16 protein-coding genes, 1 tRNA gene and 1 pseudogene are annotated in these 14,900 nt (G+C 66.1%); 11 read left to right on the forward strand and 7 right to left on the reverse strand.

Annotated elements, in window-relative coordinates; all coding sequences use genetic code 11:
- Positions 1 to 10 precede the first annotated feature (10 nt).
- A tRNA-Met gene (locus EDF58_RS22635) sits at positions 11 to 87 on the forward strand.
- Between the two features lie 220 nt (positions 88 to 307).
- Positions 308 to 651 (forward strand): annotated as a pseudogene (locus tag EDF58_RS26515) (transposase); the annotation flags it as partial.
- Between the two features lie 418 nt (positions 652 to 1,069).
- On the opposite strand, the gene EDF58_RS22645 reads toward EDF58_RS26515, so the two are convergent.
- The 4 genes from EDF58_RS22645 to EDF58_RS22660 all read right to left on the reverse strand — a co-directional run bounded on the left by EDF58_RS22645 (position 1,070) and on the right by EDF58_RS22660 (position 5,970).
- Positions 1,070 to 1,783, reverse strand: coding sequence for a M23 family metallopeptidase (locus tag EDF58_RS22645; protein WP_243654451.1), 714 nt, complete (start codon positions 1,781 to 1,783; stop codon positions 1,070 to 1,072).
- 151 nt (positions 1,784 to 1,934) lie between these two features.
- Positions 1,935 to 2,744 (reverse strand): ferritin-like domain-containing protein, encoded by an 810-nt coding sequence (locus EDF58_RS22650; protein WP_132269689.1) that lies wholly within the window; start codon positions 2,742 to 2,744, stop codon positions 1,935 to 1,937.
- On the reverse strand, positions 2,744 to 3,220 hold the full coding sequence (locus EDF58_RS22655; protein WP_132269691.1) for a peroxiredoxin: 477 nt from the start codon (positions 3,218 to 3,220) through the stop codon (positions 2,744 to 2,746). The genes EDF58_RS22650 and EDF58_RS22655 overlap by 1 nt, the downstream gene beginning before the upstream one ends.
- Positions 3,217 to 5,970: a bifunctional [glutamine synthetase] adenylyltransferase/[glutamine synthetase]-adenylyl-L-tyrosine phosphorylase gene (locus EDF58_RS22660; protein ID WP_132269801.1), complete on the reverse strand. Its 2,754-nt coding sequence runs from the start codon at positions 5,968 to 5,970 to the stop codon at positions 3,217 to 3,219. Before EDF58_RS22660 ends, EDF58_RS22655 begins: the two co-directional genes overlap by 4 nt.
- Before the next feature lie 181 nt (positions 5,971 to 6,151).
- Here EDF58_RS22660 and EDF58_RS22665 point away from each other — a divergent pair, with 181 nt between their 5' ends.
- The 6 genes from EDF58_RS22665 (at position 6,152) to EDF58_RS22685 (ending at position 9,310) form a co-directional block, all read left to right on the forward strand.
- Entirely contained in the window at positions 6,152 to 7,132 is a 981-nt protein-coding gene (locus EDF58_RS22665; RefSeq protein ID WP_132269692.1) for an agmatine deiminase family protein, read from the forward strand.
- A 67-nt stretch (positions 7,133 to 7,199) separates the two neighbouring features.
- Positions 7,200 to 7,325 carry a hypothetical protein gene (locus EDF58_RS26680; RefSeq protein WP_279388340.1) on the forward strand — a complete coding sequence of 42 codons (126 nt, stop codon included), beginning with the start codon at positions 7,200 to 7,202 and terminating at the stop codon, positions 7,323 to 7,325.
- Positions 7,309 to 7,743: a hypothetical protein gene (locus EDF58_RS26520; RefSeq protein WP_243654452.1), complete on the forward strand. Its 435-nt coding sequence runs from the start codon at positions 7,309 to 7,311 to the stop codon at positions 7,741 to 7,743. Before EDF58_RS26680 ends, EDF58_RS26520 begins: the two co-directional genes overlap by 17 nt.
- Entirely contained in the window at positions 7,740 to 8,627 is an 888-nt protein-coding gene (locus EDF58_RS22675; protein WP_132269694.1) for a bestrophin family ion channel, read from the forward strand. Before EDF58_RS26520 ends, EDF58_RS22675 begins: the two co-directional genes overlap by 4 nt.
- A 51-nt stretch (positions 8,628 to 8,678) precedes the next feature.
- On the forward strand, positions 8,679 to 9,020 hold the full coding sequence (locus tag EDF58_RS22680) for a hypothetical protein (protein WP_132269696.1): 342 nt from the start codon (positions 8,679 to 8,681) through the stop codon (positions 9,018 to 9,020).
- A gap of 59 nt (positions 9,021 to 9,079) precedes the next feature.
- Positions 9,080 to 9,310, forward strand: a complete 231-nt coding sequence (locus EDF58_RS22685) for a hypothetical protein (RefSeq protein WP_132269697.1) — start codon at positions 9,080 to 9,082, stop codon at positions 9,308 to 9,310.
- 177 nt (positions 9,311 to 9,487) lie between these two features.
- Here the strand turns inward: EDF58_RS22685 and EDF58_RS22690 are convergent, their stop codons facing one another.
- A complete protein-coding gene (locus tag EDF58_RS22690; RefSeq protein WP_132269699.1) occupies positions 9,488 to 10,162 on the reverse strand; it encodes a spermidine synthase in 675 nt (224 codons plus the stop codon).
- Complete coding sequence (thrS, locus tag EDF58_RS22695; RefSeq protein WP_132269701.1) at positions 10,159 to 12,171, reverse strand: threonine--tRNA ligase; 2,013 nt, start codon at positions 12,169 to 12,171, stop codon at positions 10,159 to 10,161. The genes EDF58_RS22690 and thrS overlap by 4 nt, the downstream gene beginning before the upstream one ends.
- A gap of 401 nt (positions 12,172 to 12,572) precedes the next feature.
- On the opposite strand from thrS, the gene EDF58_RS22700 reads away from it, so the two are divergent.
- Genes EDF58_RS22700 through EDF58_RS25990 form a run of 3 tightly spaced genes read left to right on the forward strand, consistent with a single transcriptional unit; the run spans position 12,573 to position 13,360 of the window.
- On the forward strand, positions 12,573 to 13,001 hold the full coding sequence (locus EDF58_RS22700; RefSeq protein WP_132269702.1) for a hypothetical protein: 429 nt from the start codon (positions 12,573 to 12,575) through the stop codon (positions 12,999 to 13,001).
- A complete protein-coding gene (locus tag EDF58_RS22705) occupies positions 12,998 to 13,189 on the forward strand; it encodes a helix-turn-helix transcriptional regulator (RefSeq protein ID WP_132269704.1) in 192 nt (63 codons plus the stop codon). Before EDF58_RS22700 ends, EDF58_RS22705 begins: the two co-directional genes overlap by 4 nt.
- Before the next feature lie 3 nt (positions 13,190 to 13,192).
- Positions 13,193 to 13,360: a hypothetical protein gene (locus EDF58_RS25990; protein WP_165921540.1), complete on the forward strand. Its 168-nt coding sequence runs from the start codon at positions 13,193 to 13,195 to the stop codon at positions 13,358 to 13,360.
- Positions 13,361 to 13,391: 31 nt separating this feature from the next.
- Here EDF58_RS25990 and EDF58_RS22710 read toward each other — a convergent pair whose 3' ends face one another.
- On the reverse strand, positions 13,392 to 14,723 hold the full coding sequence (locus EDF58_RS22710; protein WP_132269706.1) for a glycosyltransferase family 39 protein: 1,332 nt from the start codon (positions 14,721 to 14,723) through the stop codon (positions 13,392 to 13,394).
- Positions 14,724 to 14,900: the final 177 nt, after the last annotated feature.

Below are 14,900 nucleotides of genomic sequence, written 5' to 3' on the forward strand. Positions count from 1 at the left end.
TCAATGGTGACGCGGGGTGGAGCAGCCCGGTAGCTCGTCAGGCTCATAACCTGAAGGTCGCAGGTTCAAATCCTGCCCCCGCAACCATGAACATATCCGATACACACACGCACGGCACAGGCCAGGCAAGCGCGCTCGCATGGGCGCGCCTTGGTGCCGCACACACGCCGGCAGAACCCGAGAGGGGGAGCACGCCGCAGGGAGAGCACCTCGCGAGTGCAGTTGGCTATACCCGCGACGCGCTCGGCAACCGGACCTGGTCTGACATGACGCCGGGATTTTTCTCCAAGCTTAATTAGGCGATTTGAACGCCGTCCGTGCCTGGTGCCGGGAGGTCGGGGTGAAGTGGTGCTATATTGCCCCGGGCGAGCCTATGCAGCGTGGCCATGTCGAGAGCTTCAACGGTTGCATTCGCAACGAGCTGCTCAATGAGACCCTGCTTCCAAGCCTGGACCATGTCTGCGTGGTGATCTTCGCTTGGGCCGAGGACTACAACCAGGAGAGGCCGGAATCATCGCTTGAATACGAGACCTTGGGGCCTTCGCCACTGAACTGAATAAGCAATGGCATGCTGCGCTAGGCCCTACGGGCTCCGCTACGCAGGCCATTGCTCGACCCGCGCCCATGCGTAACGGAGCTACCCGGCTCTAATCCGCATTGGGTGAAACCTAGGGGTAACGTCATCAACACCGAGGAGGCTCTTGTACGGCGTGATCCGTCAGGCCGCCTCGATTCTCATACCTTGGCCGGCTGTATCGAGTGAGGAGGACCAGCCAATGGCATCCTAAACCGGGACGGCTTGGTCATGCGCGCGGGGCAGGATTGCTCGGCGTTCACGAAGCCCGCTTGGTATCCGGGCAGCGAGCCCGGTATCATCATGCGCAGTACATCCATGAGCTTATCGAAATAGCCCACGTCCACATTCGGCATCCTATCTCCGAACGGTATCCAACGCCGCATTCGTGCTGCGGGCATAAGAAAAGGCGGCCTTTCGGCCGCCTCTTCCCTCCTCTCCAAACCGTGTTGGCTGGGCTGTCTTTGCGCAGTCCCTGGCCGATCTGGAACTCTATCAGCCGCCCGTCGAATCGGAGTCGGCTGCCGCCATGCGATCGCCCTGCATGTAGGGGATCGGGTTGACGGCTTCACCGTCGACGCGGACTTCGTAATGGAGGTGCGGGCCGGTCGAATTGCCGGTGGTGCCGACGAAACCGATCACGTCGCCTTTGTGGACCATCTGGCCTTCGGCAACGTTGAGGCGCGACATGTGGCCGTAACGGGTTTCGAGATCGCCGCCGTGTTCCAGCGCAACGAAGAGGCCATAGCCGCCAAACCAGGCGGCCTTGCCGACGACGCCGTCGGCAGTGGCATAAATGGGCGTGCCGATCGGGGCGCCGAGATCGATGCCCTTGTGGGCACGGCGACCGCCGAGGATCGGGTGGTTGCGCATGCCGAAGCTGCTGGTCAGCTTGAGACCTTCAAGCGGCGTGCGCGAAGGGATCGAGACCGCGCCAAGCTTGGCGGCACCAGGGATCGAAGGCTTGGCCTTGGCCGAAGCCAGACCGGTTTCCTCGAAGTTCTGCCAGGAGCTGAAAAGGTTGTGGAACTGTTCGTCTTCTCCGCCGGCCGACTGGTTCGCGGCCTGGGCCGAGCGAAGCGGGGCGGAAATGTCGGCAGCGGCAGCGCTGCTGTTGGCCATCGCCGGGTGAGCGGCGACAAGAGATCCTGCGACGGCGACGGCACCGGTCACTGCGCGGAACTTGGCGAAGAATTTCGTTACGACCACTCGCAATACCTTGTTATCCGCCGCGAGCGTTAGCCTGCGACGCCTGTATTTATGACGAACACGCACAGCGGCGCGTCGCGCAAACCCTTAACTGGAGATGGTCGGAACCCCCCGCCGTCTCGTGATCTGGAGTTATGCCGAACGATTGCGATCAAGCAAGACTGGCGTAGAGATCGCGCGGTAAACCGGCTGCGAGGCGCGCCGAGTCGTTGAACGGCGGCTTAACAGCCCCTCCAAAGTGGCGGGAAACCAGGGTTTTCCAGAGGTCGTTCCGGCTCTCGTTCAACCGTTCGGCGACCTCGGCGAAATGAATTGCGCCGAACCGAACGTGCCGGATTTCATCGTCAAGGATTCGTTGGAGGATGCGCGCGCCGCGCTCGTCGCCATTGGCTTTCACCCGATCGAGGGTGGCCGGGGTAACATCCAGGCCGCGTGCTTCGAGCACCATCGGCACGACGGCGAGCCTGGCCGCCACGTCATGCGACGTCTTTCCGGCCGCTTCCCATAGGCCGTCATGCGCGGGCAGGGCGCCGTAATGGCTGCCGAGGCCGCGCAGATGACGGTCGATCAGCGCATAATGCATGGCCTCGTCGGCGGCGACCGAGAGGAAATCGCCGACGAAGCGTTCGTCCATCTCGCCGCCGAATCGACCCGCCATGTCGAGTGCAAGGTCGATCGCCACGAATTCGATATGGGCGAGGGCGTGCCAGAGTGCGATTCGCCCGCGTTCCGAGCCGCCCTTGCCGCGCTTGGGCATGCGGCTCGGGGGCAGAAGTTCCGGCGCTTCCGGCCGTCCCGGGACCGTGGGCATGGCCACGTCGAACACGAAGGAAAGCCGGCCGAGCCGCCAATCGCGTGCGACCTTGCGCGTCATCATGGCCTTCGCGCGTGGATCGCATTCGAGCAGCGCCTCGCGGATCGCGGAAGCGACGGATCGGGTCTTTACCGGCGAACGGGACATTAGAGAGCCTTCGCGGCCTCCAGCACCTGCTGGGCGTGGTCCTTGACCTTCACCTTGTTCCACACGCGGGCGATCTTGCCGTCCGGTCCGATCAGGTAGGTGGTGCGCACCATGCCCATATAGGTGCGCCCGTAGTTCTGCTTTTCGGTCCAGATGCCGAGCGCGTCGGAGAGGCCGTTTTCCTCTGCGTCCGTGGCGAGCGGGGCCTTGAGATCGTGCTTGGCGATGAAGTTCTGGTGCCTTTTCGCCGAGTCCTTGCTGACGCCGAGCAGCGCGGTGCCCGCCGCTTCGAACTGATCCTTCAGGGCCGAGAACTCGATGTTTTCGGTGGTGCAGCCCGGGGTGCTGTCCTTGGGATAGAAGAACACCACCAGTTTGCGCCCTGCGAAGTCCGAGGCCTTGATGCTGCCGCCTTCGGGCGTTTCGAGCGCGACGTCGGGGAAAGTGTCGCCGGTTTCGGGAAGGCGGGTGGTCATCGGGAAATCTCCAGTGCTTCGTCGAAGGCCTCCGCCCATGCTGCCGCCACTTGCGCGCGGGCCTGGGCCAGGCTGGTTTCGAGGTCCTGCCAGTCGCCATAGCCGCATGCGCGAACAAGCGCCATGCAGGCGGCGCTGACCGGCTTGAGCGAATCGGGCGCCAGCAGGCGGGCGGCCACGAGCAGGCGGGTCAGCACGTCGTGTGCCTGCTGCAGGCTGGCCGGGAGCAGGGACTGCGCAGTGAGCAGGCGCAGCGCCTCGCCCAGATCCGCATCCAGGCCGGCGCCGCTGCGAAGCTGGGTGAAGTGAACCAGGAATTCGAGGTCGACCAGCCCGCCACGCATCAGCTTGACGTCGAGCGGACCCTTGGGCGGTTTGTGTTCGGCCATGCGCGCGCGCATTTCCAGGACGTCGGTTCGCAGTTTCACCGGATCGCGCGGCGCGGTGAGGACGTCGCGGACGATCGCGGCGAGGCGGCCGCGCGCCTCTTCGCTGCCGTAGAGCGCCCGCGCGCGGCAGAGCGCCATGTGCTCCCAGGTCCAGGCCTGCTCCTGCTGGTAGCGGGCGAAGCTTTCGAGACTGGCGGCGGGGGGGCCTTGCTCTCCGGAGGGGCGAAGGCGCGTGTCCACTTCGTAGAGCGCGCCCTCGGCCGTCTGCACGGAGAGCGCGGCGGTCACGCGCTGGGACAGGCGGTTGTAGTAGAGCGTGGCGCCAAGCGGCCGGCGGCCGTTTGATTCGCCCGCAAAGTCGCCGGTGAACAGGTAGATGAGATCGAGGTCGGAGGCATGGGTGAGCACGCCGCCGCCCATCCGCCCGAGGCCCAGCACTGCCAGCTCGCTGTCCGGCACTTCGCCGTGAACCTCCCGGAATTCCGCCACGGCGGCATCGGTGAGAACCACCAGCGCGGCTTCGGCGATGCGGCCGAGGGCATGGCCGATCTCCAGCGGATCGTTGACGCCTTCGATCAGCTGCACGCCGAGAGCGAAGCGGCGATCGCCGACTTTGCGGCGCACGGTGTTGAGCTTGCGCTCGTAATCGTCACCGGCTTCGAATCGCCCGAATTCGTCGACCAGCTCGGGCAGGGTGCCGGGCAGGTCGAAGGCGCTGGCGTCGATCAGCGGGTCCAGCAGGTCGGCGCGGCGGGCGAGTGCATCGGCCAGCGGCGGGGCCAGGCTGAGGATCCGCGCCAGCCGTTCGATCAGGGCGGGGCGCGCCTCCAGCAGGCGGAACAGGTTGATCGCCGTGGGCAGGTTGTTGAGCAGTTGCTCCCACCGCGCCATGGCGCGCTCCGGTTCCGGCGCGGCGGCCAGGGCGGCGAGCAGTCCGGGGCGGATCGCCTCGAAAGCCACTCTGGCGGCATCGGACCGCAAGGCGCGCATCCGGCCGGAGAGCCAGCCCTCGATCCGCGAGACCATGGCGTCGGGATCGGCGAAACCCATGCGCATGAGTTCGTCGCGCAGATCCTCCTGAGCTGGCGCCGGCACGGCTACCGCGGAGCCCCCGCCGGTTCCACTGCCCGGCGGCAGGTTGGCCATGACCAGTGCATCGTAGCGCTCGCCCACGGCATCGGTGATCCGGGTTAGTTCGGCGATCAGTGCCGCGCCGTCCGGCAGGCCGTCGAGCCGGGCCACTTCGTCAAGCAGGTCTTCCTTCACGGGCAGCGAATGGGTCTGCTGATCCTGCATCATCTGCAGGCGGTGCTCGACGGTGCGCAGGCGGTCGTAGCTTTCGCCCAGCAGGCGGGCATCCTCGGGCGGGACCAGACCCGCTTCGGCCAGGGCATCGAGGGTGGCGCGCGTCCCGCGCAGGCGCAGCGCGGGGTTGCGGCCGCCGTGGATGAGCTGGTGAGTCTGGGCGTAGAACTCCACCTCGCGAATGCCGCCGCGGCCCTTCTTGAGGTCGAAGCCGGGACCGACCGTCACGCTGCCGCGGCTATTGGCGCGAATCTGCGCGGTGAGACGACCGATCTCGGCAATGGCGCCGAAATCGAGGCTCTTGCGCCAGACGAACGAGCGGATCGCGGCGAGGAAAGCCTCCCCCGCGGCAATGTCGCCCGAGCAGGCGCGGGCGCGGATGAAGGCGGCACGTTCCCAGGCCAGGGCGGATGATTCGTAATGAGTCAGCGCGCCGTTGATCGAGATCGCCAGCGGACTGACCTCGGAGGCCGGGCGCAGGCGCAGATCGGTGCGGAAGACGTAGCCCTCGTCGGTCACGCCGGCCAGCGTTTCCACCACGGCGCGCGCCACGCGCTGGGCCGCTTCGCCCGGTTCGTCGCGTTCGCGGCGGGGGAGCAGCTGGGGGTCGAACAGCAGGATCGGATCGATGTCCGAGCTGTAGTTCAGCTCGCCCGCGCCGTGCTTGCCAAGGGCGAGGGCCAGGAAGCCGGCCGGCTCGGCATCGGGCACGCGGCGGCGGATGCCTTCCGCGATGGCGGCGTCCAGCGCGCGGTCGGCCAGGGCGGACAGTTCGCCCGTCACTTTGAGCAGCGGGAAGGCTCCGGCCAGGTCGCCGATGGCGAGCGCAAGGGCCAGGGCCTGCTTCTCGCGCCGCAACGCCGCGCCGACGCTGGGCGCGCCTTCGCCGGCGGCACGCGCCCAGTCCAGGGCGGCATCGCCTTGTCCGGCGGCGAGCCGTTCGGTCAACGCGGGCAGGCGGTCCAGCGCGCTGGAGAGGTAGGGAGCATGGGCGCGGGCACGGGCGATCGCGCCGGTCCAGTCGGCCTGAGGTGCGGCATTGGGTTCGGCATCCATCCCGGCTTCCTGCCCGCCGCTGCCGCGCAGGGCAAGCGCCTGCGGGCACGGGAATGCCAATTCGGGGCGGCAGGCCGGCGTACCCGGTGACATTGCGGCATTGCCCCGAAGGCGGCGCTCTTCTATCGGCTCGGCCATTCGCGGCGGCAGGCCTTGCTCCGCGGCTGAAGGAGGTTGCCCCGTGACGTTCGCCCTTCCCCCCGAATGGCATGCCCAGGACTGGATCTGGATCGGATTTCCGCACGATCCCGTCGAATGGCCGGGTTTCCTCGAAGCCGCGCAGGAGCAGATGGCCGCTTTCGCATCCGCCGTTGCCGAATCGGGGCAGGAAGTGCGCCTGGTCGTGCGCGATGAGGCCAACCGGGCGCGGGCGGCCTCGCTGGTCTCTTCGAAAGTGAATCTGGAAGTGCGCCATTATGGCGACGTCTGGCTGCGCGATACCGGACCGCTGGTCGTGGCCGACGGCAACCGTGCGCTGAAGGCGATGCGGTTCGGCTTCAATGGCTGGGGCGGCAAGTACCTGATGGACGGCGACCAGGAGATCGGCGCCGAACTGGCGCGCGATGCCGGGCTGGATGTCGAGACGGCGGACTGGATCCTGGAAGGCGGCGCGCTCGACGGGGACGGCACCGGCCTGGTCGCCACCACCGAGCAATGCCTGCTCAATCCCAATCGCAACCCGCACCTGACGCGCGGCGATCTGGAAATGCGGCTCCGGCGCGACCTCGGTTATGATCGGGTGCTGTGGCTGGGTGACGGCCTTATCAACGACCATACCGATGGCCATGTCGACAACCTCGCCCGCTTCGTGGCGGCGAACGTCCTGGCCCTGCCGCGGGCGACGGGCCCGAACGACCCCAATGCCGCCATCTATGCCGACGCCAAGGCCCGTGCCGAGGCCATGGGGGTTACCGTGCGCGAAGTCCCCTCGCCCGGCCGGGTGGAAACGGACGGCCGGATTGAGCCTGCCAGCTACATGAACTTCGCGATCACCTCCAAACTGGTGGTCGTGCCGATCTACGGCACGGAGCATGACGAAGCGGGCGTGGCGGCGATCGCGGACTTGTTCCCCGACCGCGATACCCTGGGCATCATGGCCGACGCGGTTCTGGCCGGCGGTGGTTCGTTCCACTGCTCCAGCCAGCAGATGCCGTCGCGCTGATCGCGGGCGATCCCGGAACCACTGGCTTTAACGGATTGGCAAGGGGTTGCCGTGCATTACCGCATGCATGGCTCGTATCGTCGCACTTGCGCATGGCGCTCAGAACCTCAGGCAGGGTGAATTTCTGCGCGCCGCGCTTGTGTGCGGCTGCGCACTGGCGCTGATTCTGGCCAAGGATGTCCTGCCTTTCTGACCGCCAGTCCAACCGGATCGCGACGGATGCCGGACAATTTCCATTTCATTTCAAAATATTTTCGATAGCGGCCGGCGGCCTGCCGTTTCTGCTGCACCGCACATCGTGTCTGCTGCGTTGCAGCAAAGAAATGTCACGCAAGTTCGATGCAATCGAAATTATCCTTCCCCAGTTTACCCGTTCGCGTATCTGGAAAAGGAGACTCACCATGCGCCACATGTCTGACGCCGAGCGGACTCGCCTTCGCCAATCGCTTGTCGGTAATTTTCTGCTATTGCTCTTCGGTCTGGGCGTGCTGGGCTTTCTCGTCGCCATCGACAGGGCGGACTGGTTCACCTTGAGGCCGGTTTCGGGCACTTCTGTCGCGCTTTCGCATGCCGCCACATCGGCGCATGGAGGGGATTCCGCCAAGCAATGATCGTCACTGCCTCGCTGCAACCTGTCCAGATCTTCCGCGAAATCTGGAAACCGCTGACCTTGCTGTTCGTGTGGGACATCATCGTCACGGTGACCTATTTCGTGCTGCCCTTCCATGCGCCCGAACTGCCGGTGACGCTGTTCGGCTCGGCGCTGGCGCTGTTCCTCGGCTTCCGAAGCAATTCCGCCTACCAGCGCTGGTGGGAAGGGCGCGGCCTCTGGGGGCTGATGATCAATGCCAGCCGCAACATCGCGCGTGCGGCCCGCAATTTCATGCCCGATCCCGAGGCGGCCGAACTGAAGCGCCGCATCGTCCTGCGCCAGATCGCCTACGTCAACGCGCTGCGCTGCCAGCTGCGCCGCATCAAGCCCGATGCCGAAGTCCTGCGCATGCTGTCGCGCGGGGACGCCGATGCCTCGCTGGAGCGCGCCAACGTGGCGAACGGCATTCTCGACGAGACCGGCCACCGCATCGACGAAGCGCGGCGCAAGGGCTGGATCGACACGATCCAGCAGGCGCAGATGGAGGCCGTTCTGGTCGATATCGCCAATTCCCAAGGCGGGATGGAGCGACTCAAGAACACGCCGCTACCCTATCAGTACCGTTTCTTCCCGATCGTCTTCACGCACATGTTCTGCATCCTGCTGCCGATCGGCCTGGTGGAGACGCTGGGCGTGGCGACGCCGCTGGGCTCGACGATCGCGGGCATCATGTTCCTGGCGGTGCTCGCCATTGGCGACGACCTGGTCGATCCTTTCGCCAACACCGTGCACGACCTGCCGCTCAATGCGATGTGCCGCACGATCGAGATCGACCTCCTCCAGTCCATCGGCGAGGAAGCACCGCCGCCGATCGTGGCCGACAAGCACGGCGTCCTGTGGTGAGCCGCTTGTGAACGTCTTGTGATGAACGCCGGGCGGGCCTAGGGCGGTCACATGGCCAGAGCAGACCGCCTCGAACGCATGGACAACCGCCGTGCCGACCTTGAAACCGATTACCGCGCTGCGCTGATCGAAGCCTTGCAGGCGACGGCGGCGGGGCAGTGGGGCCTGTTCGGCCATACGAAGGACAAGCAGCACAAGGCCAAGGCGGCGCCGATGCTCGATGCGCTCGGCGAGATCGCCGACGAGATCGACGATCTGCGCGACCAGCTGGACATGGAGCCGTTCGCGCTCCACCGCGAATTCCTTGCCGCGCGCGGGCCGGTGCAATCCGATGCCGTTGGCGAGCCGAAGCAGGCGCAGGCCTGGCTGGAGCGGCTGACTCGCGGGAGCTGATCGCCGTTTCGCCTTCGTGCTAAGGCTGGCGGTGTTTCAGCAAAGGGAATCACCGGCTCATGCGCTCGCTCAAGCGTCTCTCCAAGGATCGCCAAACCGCCAAGGCCAGCGTGGAGCTGGGTAACTGGGTCAAGCTGGATGCGCGCACCGATTTCAGTCCTGCGGGCCTGGTCGCTGTGGGTGTGCTGGTCTCCGGGATTCTGCTGAGCACCAGCGTTCTGGTCGCCGCCGCGGGACGCGCGAAGGCGCGGCGGGTGGCGGCGCGGCGGGATCGCTCGCTACCGTCCTGATTGTCGCGGGAGCGATGCGCGTAGGCGTCACCGCCATGCCCGCGGGGGCGGGAATCGCGCTCTTTCAAAGCCTTTTACGGGAAACGAGGAACCGTCGCCCCGCCTTCATGGGGGGCGACGGAGAGTGCGAGGCCGCGTGAGCGAGAGGCCGGCAGCGCCGATCGCGCTGCTGCCCGGTCACTCCGGCGTGGCGAACCAGATGACGTGCTTCGGACCCTTGCCGTTGCTGCGCGAGGAGACCTTCACTTCGTCCACCTTGAATCCGGCGCGTTCCAGGCGGCGGGTGAAGGCCGGGTCCGCACCGGCCGACCAGATCGCCAGCACGCCGTCCGGCGTCAGCGCATTGCGCGCCGCGCGCAGGCCGACCTTCGAATAGATCTGGTTGTTGTCCGCGCGCACGAGGCCGTCGGGGCCGTTGTCGACATCCAGCAGGATGGCGTCGTAAGCCGCGCGCGATCCGTCGATGATGTGGGCGACATCGCCCATCACCAGGTTCACGCGCGGATTGTCCAGGCAGCCCTGCGCCAGTTCGGCCATCGGTCCGCGTGCCCATTCGATGATCTCGGGCACGAGTTCGACGACGGTGAGCTTCGAATCCTCAGGCAGGGTACGCAGCGCCGCGCGCAGGGTGAAGCCCATGCCGTAGCCGCCGATCAGCATGTGCGGGCGCTTGGTCACGCCCTTGATGCGATCCCAGGCCATGGTGGCGAGAGCTTCCTCGCTGCCCCACTTGCGCGTGGACATCAGCTCGTTGTGGCCCAGCACGATCATGTAGTCCTGATCGTGCTTGTACAGCTCAAGCTTCTCCCCATCGGGGATCCACGCGGTGTCGATCAGTTCGCGCTTGATCATGCCGGCATGTCCGCACGAAGGTCGGGAGCGGTGGCTTCGACCTTGAGCAGGGCAATCGCCTCGTCGAGGGTCATGACCTTCTGGTGCTCGGCGCCGAGGGTACGCAGGGCGACGGTCTGTTCCTCCGCTTCGCGCTTGCCGACGACCAGCAGGTGCGGAACCTTCTTCAGCGAGTGTTCGCGCACCTTGTAGTTGATCTTCTCGTTGCGCACGTCGGTCTCGACGCGCACCCCGGCGGCCTTGAGCTTCTTCGTCACTTCCTGCGCATAGTCGTCGGCATCGGAGACGATCGTGGCGACCACGGCCTGGACCGGGGCGAGCCAGACCGGCAGCTTGCCGGCGAAGTGTTCGATCAGGATGCCGATGAAGCGCTCATAGGAACCGAAGATCGCGCGGTGCAGCATGACCGGGCGGTGGCGCGCGCCATCCTCGCCGATGTAGCTGGCGTCGAGACGCTCGGGCAGCATGCGGTCGGACTGGATCGTGCCGACCTGCCAGGTGCGGCCGATCGCGTCGGTCAGGTGCCATTCCAGCTTGGGCGCATAGAAGGCGCCTTCGCCGGGCAGTTCTTCCCAGCCATATTCCTCGGTGGCGAGACCCGCGCGCACCACGGCGTCGCGCAGTTCGGCCTCGGCCTTGTCCCACTGCTCGTCGGTGCCGATGCGGTTATCGGGGCGCAGTGCCAGCTTGATCGCGTACGTGAAACCGAAGTCCTTGTAGACCCGGTCCGCCATCTCGCAGAAGGCCTGCACTTCGCCGACGATCTGGTCTTCGCGGCAGAAGATGTGGCCGTCGTCCTGCGTGAACTGGCGCACGCGCATCAGCCCGTGCAGCGCGCCGTGCGGCTCGTTGCGGTGGCAGCAGCCGTTCTCGACCAGGCGCAGCGGCAGATCGCGGTAGGACTTGATGCCCTGCTTGAAGATCAGGATGTGCGCGGGGCAGTTCATCGGCTTGAGCGCCATCCACTGGGCGTCGTCCGAGATGATCGGGCCGTCGTCCTCGGTGTTGGGCACCTCGTCGGGGATGACGAACATGTTCTCGCGGTACTTGCCCCAGTGGCCCGAGGCTTCCCACTGCCGCGCGTCCATGACCTGCGGCGTCTTCACTTCCTTGCAGTCCGCCTGGCCGATCGCGCGGCGCATGTAGTCCTCAAGGGCGCGATAGATCACGTAGCCCTTGGGGTGCCAGAACACCGAGCCGTGCGCTTCGGCCTGGAGGTGGAACAGGTCCATCTCGTTACCCAGCTTGCGGTGGTCGCGCTTGGCGGCTTCCTCAAGGCGCGTGAGGTGCGCGGCGAGCTGCTTCTTGTTCAGCCAGCCGGTGCCGTAGATGCGGCTGAGCATCGCGTTCTTCTGGTCGCCGCGCCAGTAGGCGCCGGAAACGCGCGTCAGCTTGAAGGCGGCCGGGTCCAGCTTGCCGGTGGAGGGCAGGTGCGGGCCGCGGCACATGTCCAGCCAGTCCTCGCCCGACCAGTAGACGGTCAGCGGCTCATCGCCCGGAAGTTCAGCGGCCCATTCGGCCTTGAAGTTCTCACCCTGCTGCTTCCAGCGGCTGATCAGCGTCTCGCGGTCCCACACCTCGCGGCGCAGCGGCTTGTTGGCGGCGATGATCTTGCGCATTTCCGCCTCGATGGCGGGCAGGTCGTCGTCGGTGAACGGCCCGCGCTCCGGATTGGGCGCGAAGTCGTAGTAGAAGCCGTCGTCCGTCGAAGGGCCGAAAGTGATCTGCGTGCCGGGGAACAGCGCCTGCACCGCTTCGGCCAGGACGTGCGCGAAGTCGTGCCGGGCCAGGTCCAGCGCCTCTTCCTCGTCACGGCTGGTGACGAGCGCGAGATTGGCGTCGCCCTTGAAGGGCAGGCTCAGGTCCACCAGTTCGCCGTCGATCTTCGCGGCCAGCGCGGCCTTGGCAAGGCCGGGGCCGATGGCGGCGGCGACGTCGGCCGGGGTGGAGCCTTCGGGCATTTCGCGAACCGAACCGTCGGGCAGGCTGATCTTGAACATCTCGGACATGGACGAACTCATCTCTCGTTTGCCCCATGCCATACCAGAGCATGCGGGCGGAAAACCTTTGGGGCGCCATGGCACAGGCGCGCCGCCGGGTGAAGGTGCGGCGTCAGCAGGATCGGCGCTATTTTCGGGAGAGTGACGCCGCTCGCCCGAACGCCGGGCGACGGTGGCTGCGCCTTCAGACCGCGACCAACCGTCCCCGGAAGCACCGGGTGGTAGTAGTCGTGGTCAAGGTGCGCAGCTGCGTCATCGCCCGAGCATGTAGCAATTCCCGCGCGAAAAGTCACCCCGCCAGAGCGACGGAGACGATGTAAAGGCTCCTTGACTAAATGCAGTCGTCATGACAATGGTCCTTTACATATGGTCATGTACCCTTGACCTAGAGACTGAGAAAGGAACTCCAGATGGCAGGCACACAGCAGGCGCGTCGCCGCTACATGATGCGCTTCTTGCCGATCACTCTGGCCTATGTGGCCGGGATCGCGCTGGCGACGGCGCTGATTCCCGATCATGCACCGGCCGACGTGCGGACTATCTCGCTCTCCATCCTGCCAGGCCTTGCCGTGATCGGGTGGCTCTGGGCGATGGGCCGCCTGCTCGTCGAACTGGAAGACGAATATCTGCGCATGCTGGAAGTCCGCAAGTTTCTGGTCGCCACCGGCATGACCCTGGCGGCGACGAGCATGTGGGGCATTCTCGAACTCTATTCGCCGGAAGTTCCCCGGTTTCCCGTGTTCTTCGTAATGCCGTTATGGTGTCTGGGGCTGGCGGTTGGGGCTCTGTTCAATCGCCTGACGTTCGGAAGCATGAAGGCCGGGGCGGATCACTCTTGAAGAACCGCCTCAAGGTCCTGCGCGCCGAGCGTAGCTGGAGCCAGCAAGACCTCGCCGATCGCCTGGAGGTCAGCCGTCAGAGCGTGAACGCCATCGAAACCGGCAAGTACGACCCCTCGCTGCCACTGGCATTTCGCATTGCCGAGGTCTTTGCTATGAGGATCGAGGAAATATTCCTGAAGGGGTGAGCGATGTCGGGTCGAATTGGCGGGATAGGCTTGTGGATGGCGGCGGCGCTTGCGCTCGCCATCGGCCTGATCCTGCTCGATGCGCGCACCTCCAGCCATCGCAAGGTCGAAAGCGCCGAGGCCACGCCCGGGACCGTGATCGTGCGCGTGATCGGGCCGGCGCTGCTCTGACCTGCTCCTGATCTGGCCGGCTGCCGATCCCTCAGTGGATCGTCGGCTTGCGCCGCGCCCAGGCCAGGCGCTCCACCCCGGTTGCCACAAGCCAGCCCACGGTCATGCAGATGAAGGGCATGACCGGATAATGGAAGCGTGACTGCCCGGAAAACAGCAGGCAGATCAGCGTCGGATAGAGCGCCACGCCGTAAGGCAGCAGCCACCATCCCGCCCAGCGCGTCCTTTCGCGCAGGCGGCGCAAGGTCATCACCGCGAAAGCCGCGGCGAACCCGATCATCAGCAGCGCGTAGTAGCCCTGGTTGGCATAGCGGACCGCGCGGTAGAGCGCCTCGAAGCGGGGATAGTTCGGTGCGCCGCCCTGATAGGCCCATTCCGCCTCTCCGTCCGGCAGCCAGAGGCGCACGAGCTTCCTGGGCGCCAGAGCGGCGAACTTGCCGGGATTCTCGCGGATCCACGCGAGACCCATGCGCGCGGCCTCCTTGTCGCTGGCCACCTCGTCGAGGTCGGTCCGCGCCATGAACCGCTGCACGACCGGGGCGTTCGGGGTGAAATCGCCGGTGGCGCTGTCATGGTTGCCGGTCAGCAGGGTGTAGCCGCCATTGGTGGAGACGGCGACCCAGTGGCCGAGCCGGGCGTGGTTGCGCGCCGTCCACGGCGCCACCACCAGTGCTGCGACGGCGATGACGATCAGGCCCTCCACCAGCAGGCCGGGAAGCCGGCGCCACATGCCGCGCGCGCGCAGCCAGTCGATGGCGAAGATCAGAGGCACCACCACCAGCGTCTGCGCTTTCACCAGAGTCGCGAAACCGAAGATCAGTCCCGCGCCGATCAGCTGCCAGCGGTTGGTGCGCGCCATCACGGCCCAGCAGCCCGCGAGCAGCAGCATGGTGTAGAACACTTCGGTCAGCGCGAGCGGGACGTAGGCGATGGCATTGGGATAGACCGCCAGCAGCAGCAGGCCGCCGCGCGCCGCCGCCTCGCTGCCGAAGATGTGGCGGCCCAGCGCCAGCGTCAGCAACCCGGTCAGCATCGAGGCGCCCAGGTTGAACAGCCCCAGCGAGACTTGCGAAATGCCGAACTGGTGGAACATCACGGAAAGCGCCAGCGGCAGGCCCGGGGGCCAGAACGCGGTCGGCAGGCCCTTGTCCATGTAGCCTTGCCCGGCGGCGAGACCCGCAGCGCGCGCAAAGTAGGACGCGGCGTCGGATGTGGGCGTCACGTCGATCAGCAGCACCGCCACGCGCAGCGCGAAATAGAGCGCCCAGATCGCCAGCAGCACCGACCGCTCGGTGGCGAACCATTCGAGGCGCAGGGCGAGCCGGCTGGGGCGGGTCGGAAAGTCGAGAATCTGCGCGGACATTCTTGGACGACTTCCTGTTTCCGGCGCTCGGGCCGCGACCTGGTGCAGATGCCTTCAGGGCATCTTCCGATCGGTGCCAGTCCGCCAAATTCGCCCTCGGCAAATTCCAGATGGCCTCTTAAGCCGCGATCGGTGTGGGCCGCAACCGGAACTCTGCCGATATCCGGGCCTTGTCCT

The sequence above is a fragment of the Novosphingobium sp. PhB57 genome, from assembly GCF_004342985.1.
In the GTDB taxonomy this organism is placed as follows: Bacteria; Pseudomonadota; Alphaproteobacteria; order Sphingomonadales; family Sphingomonadaceae; genus Novosphingobium.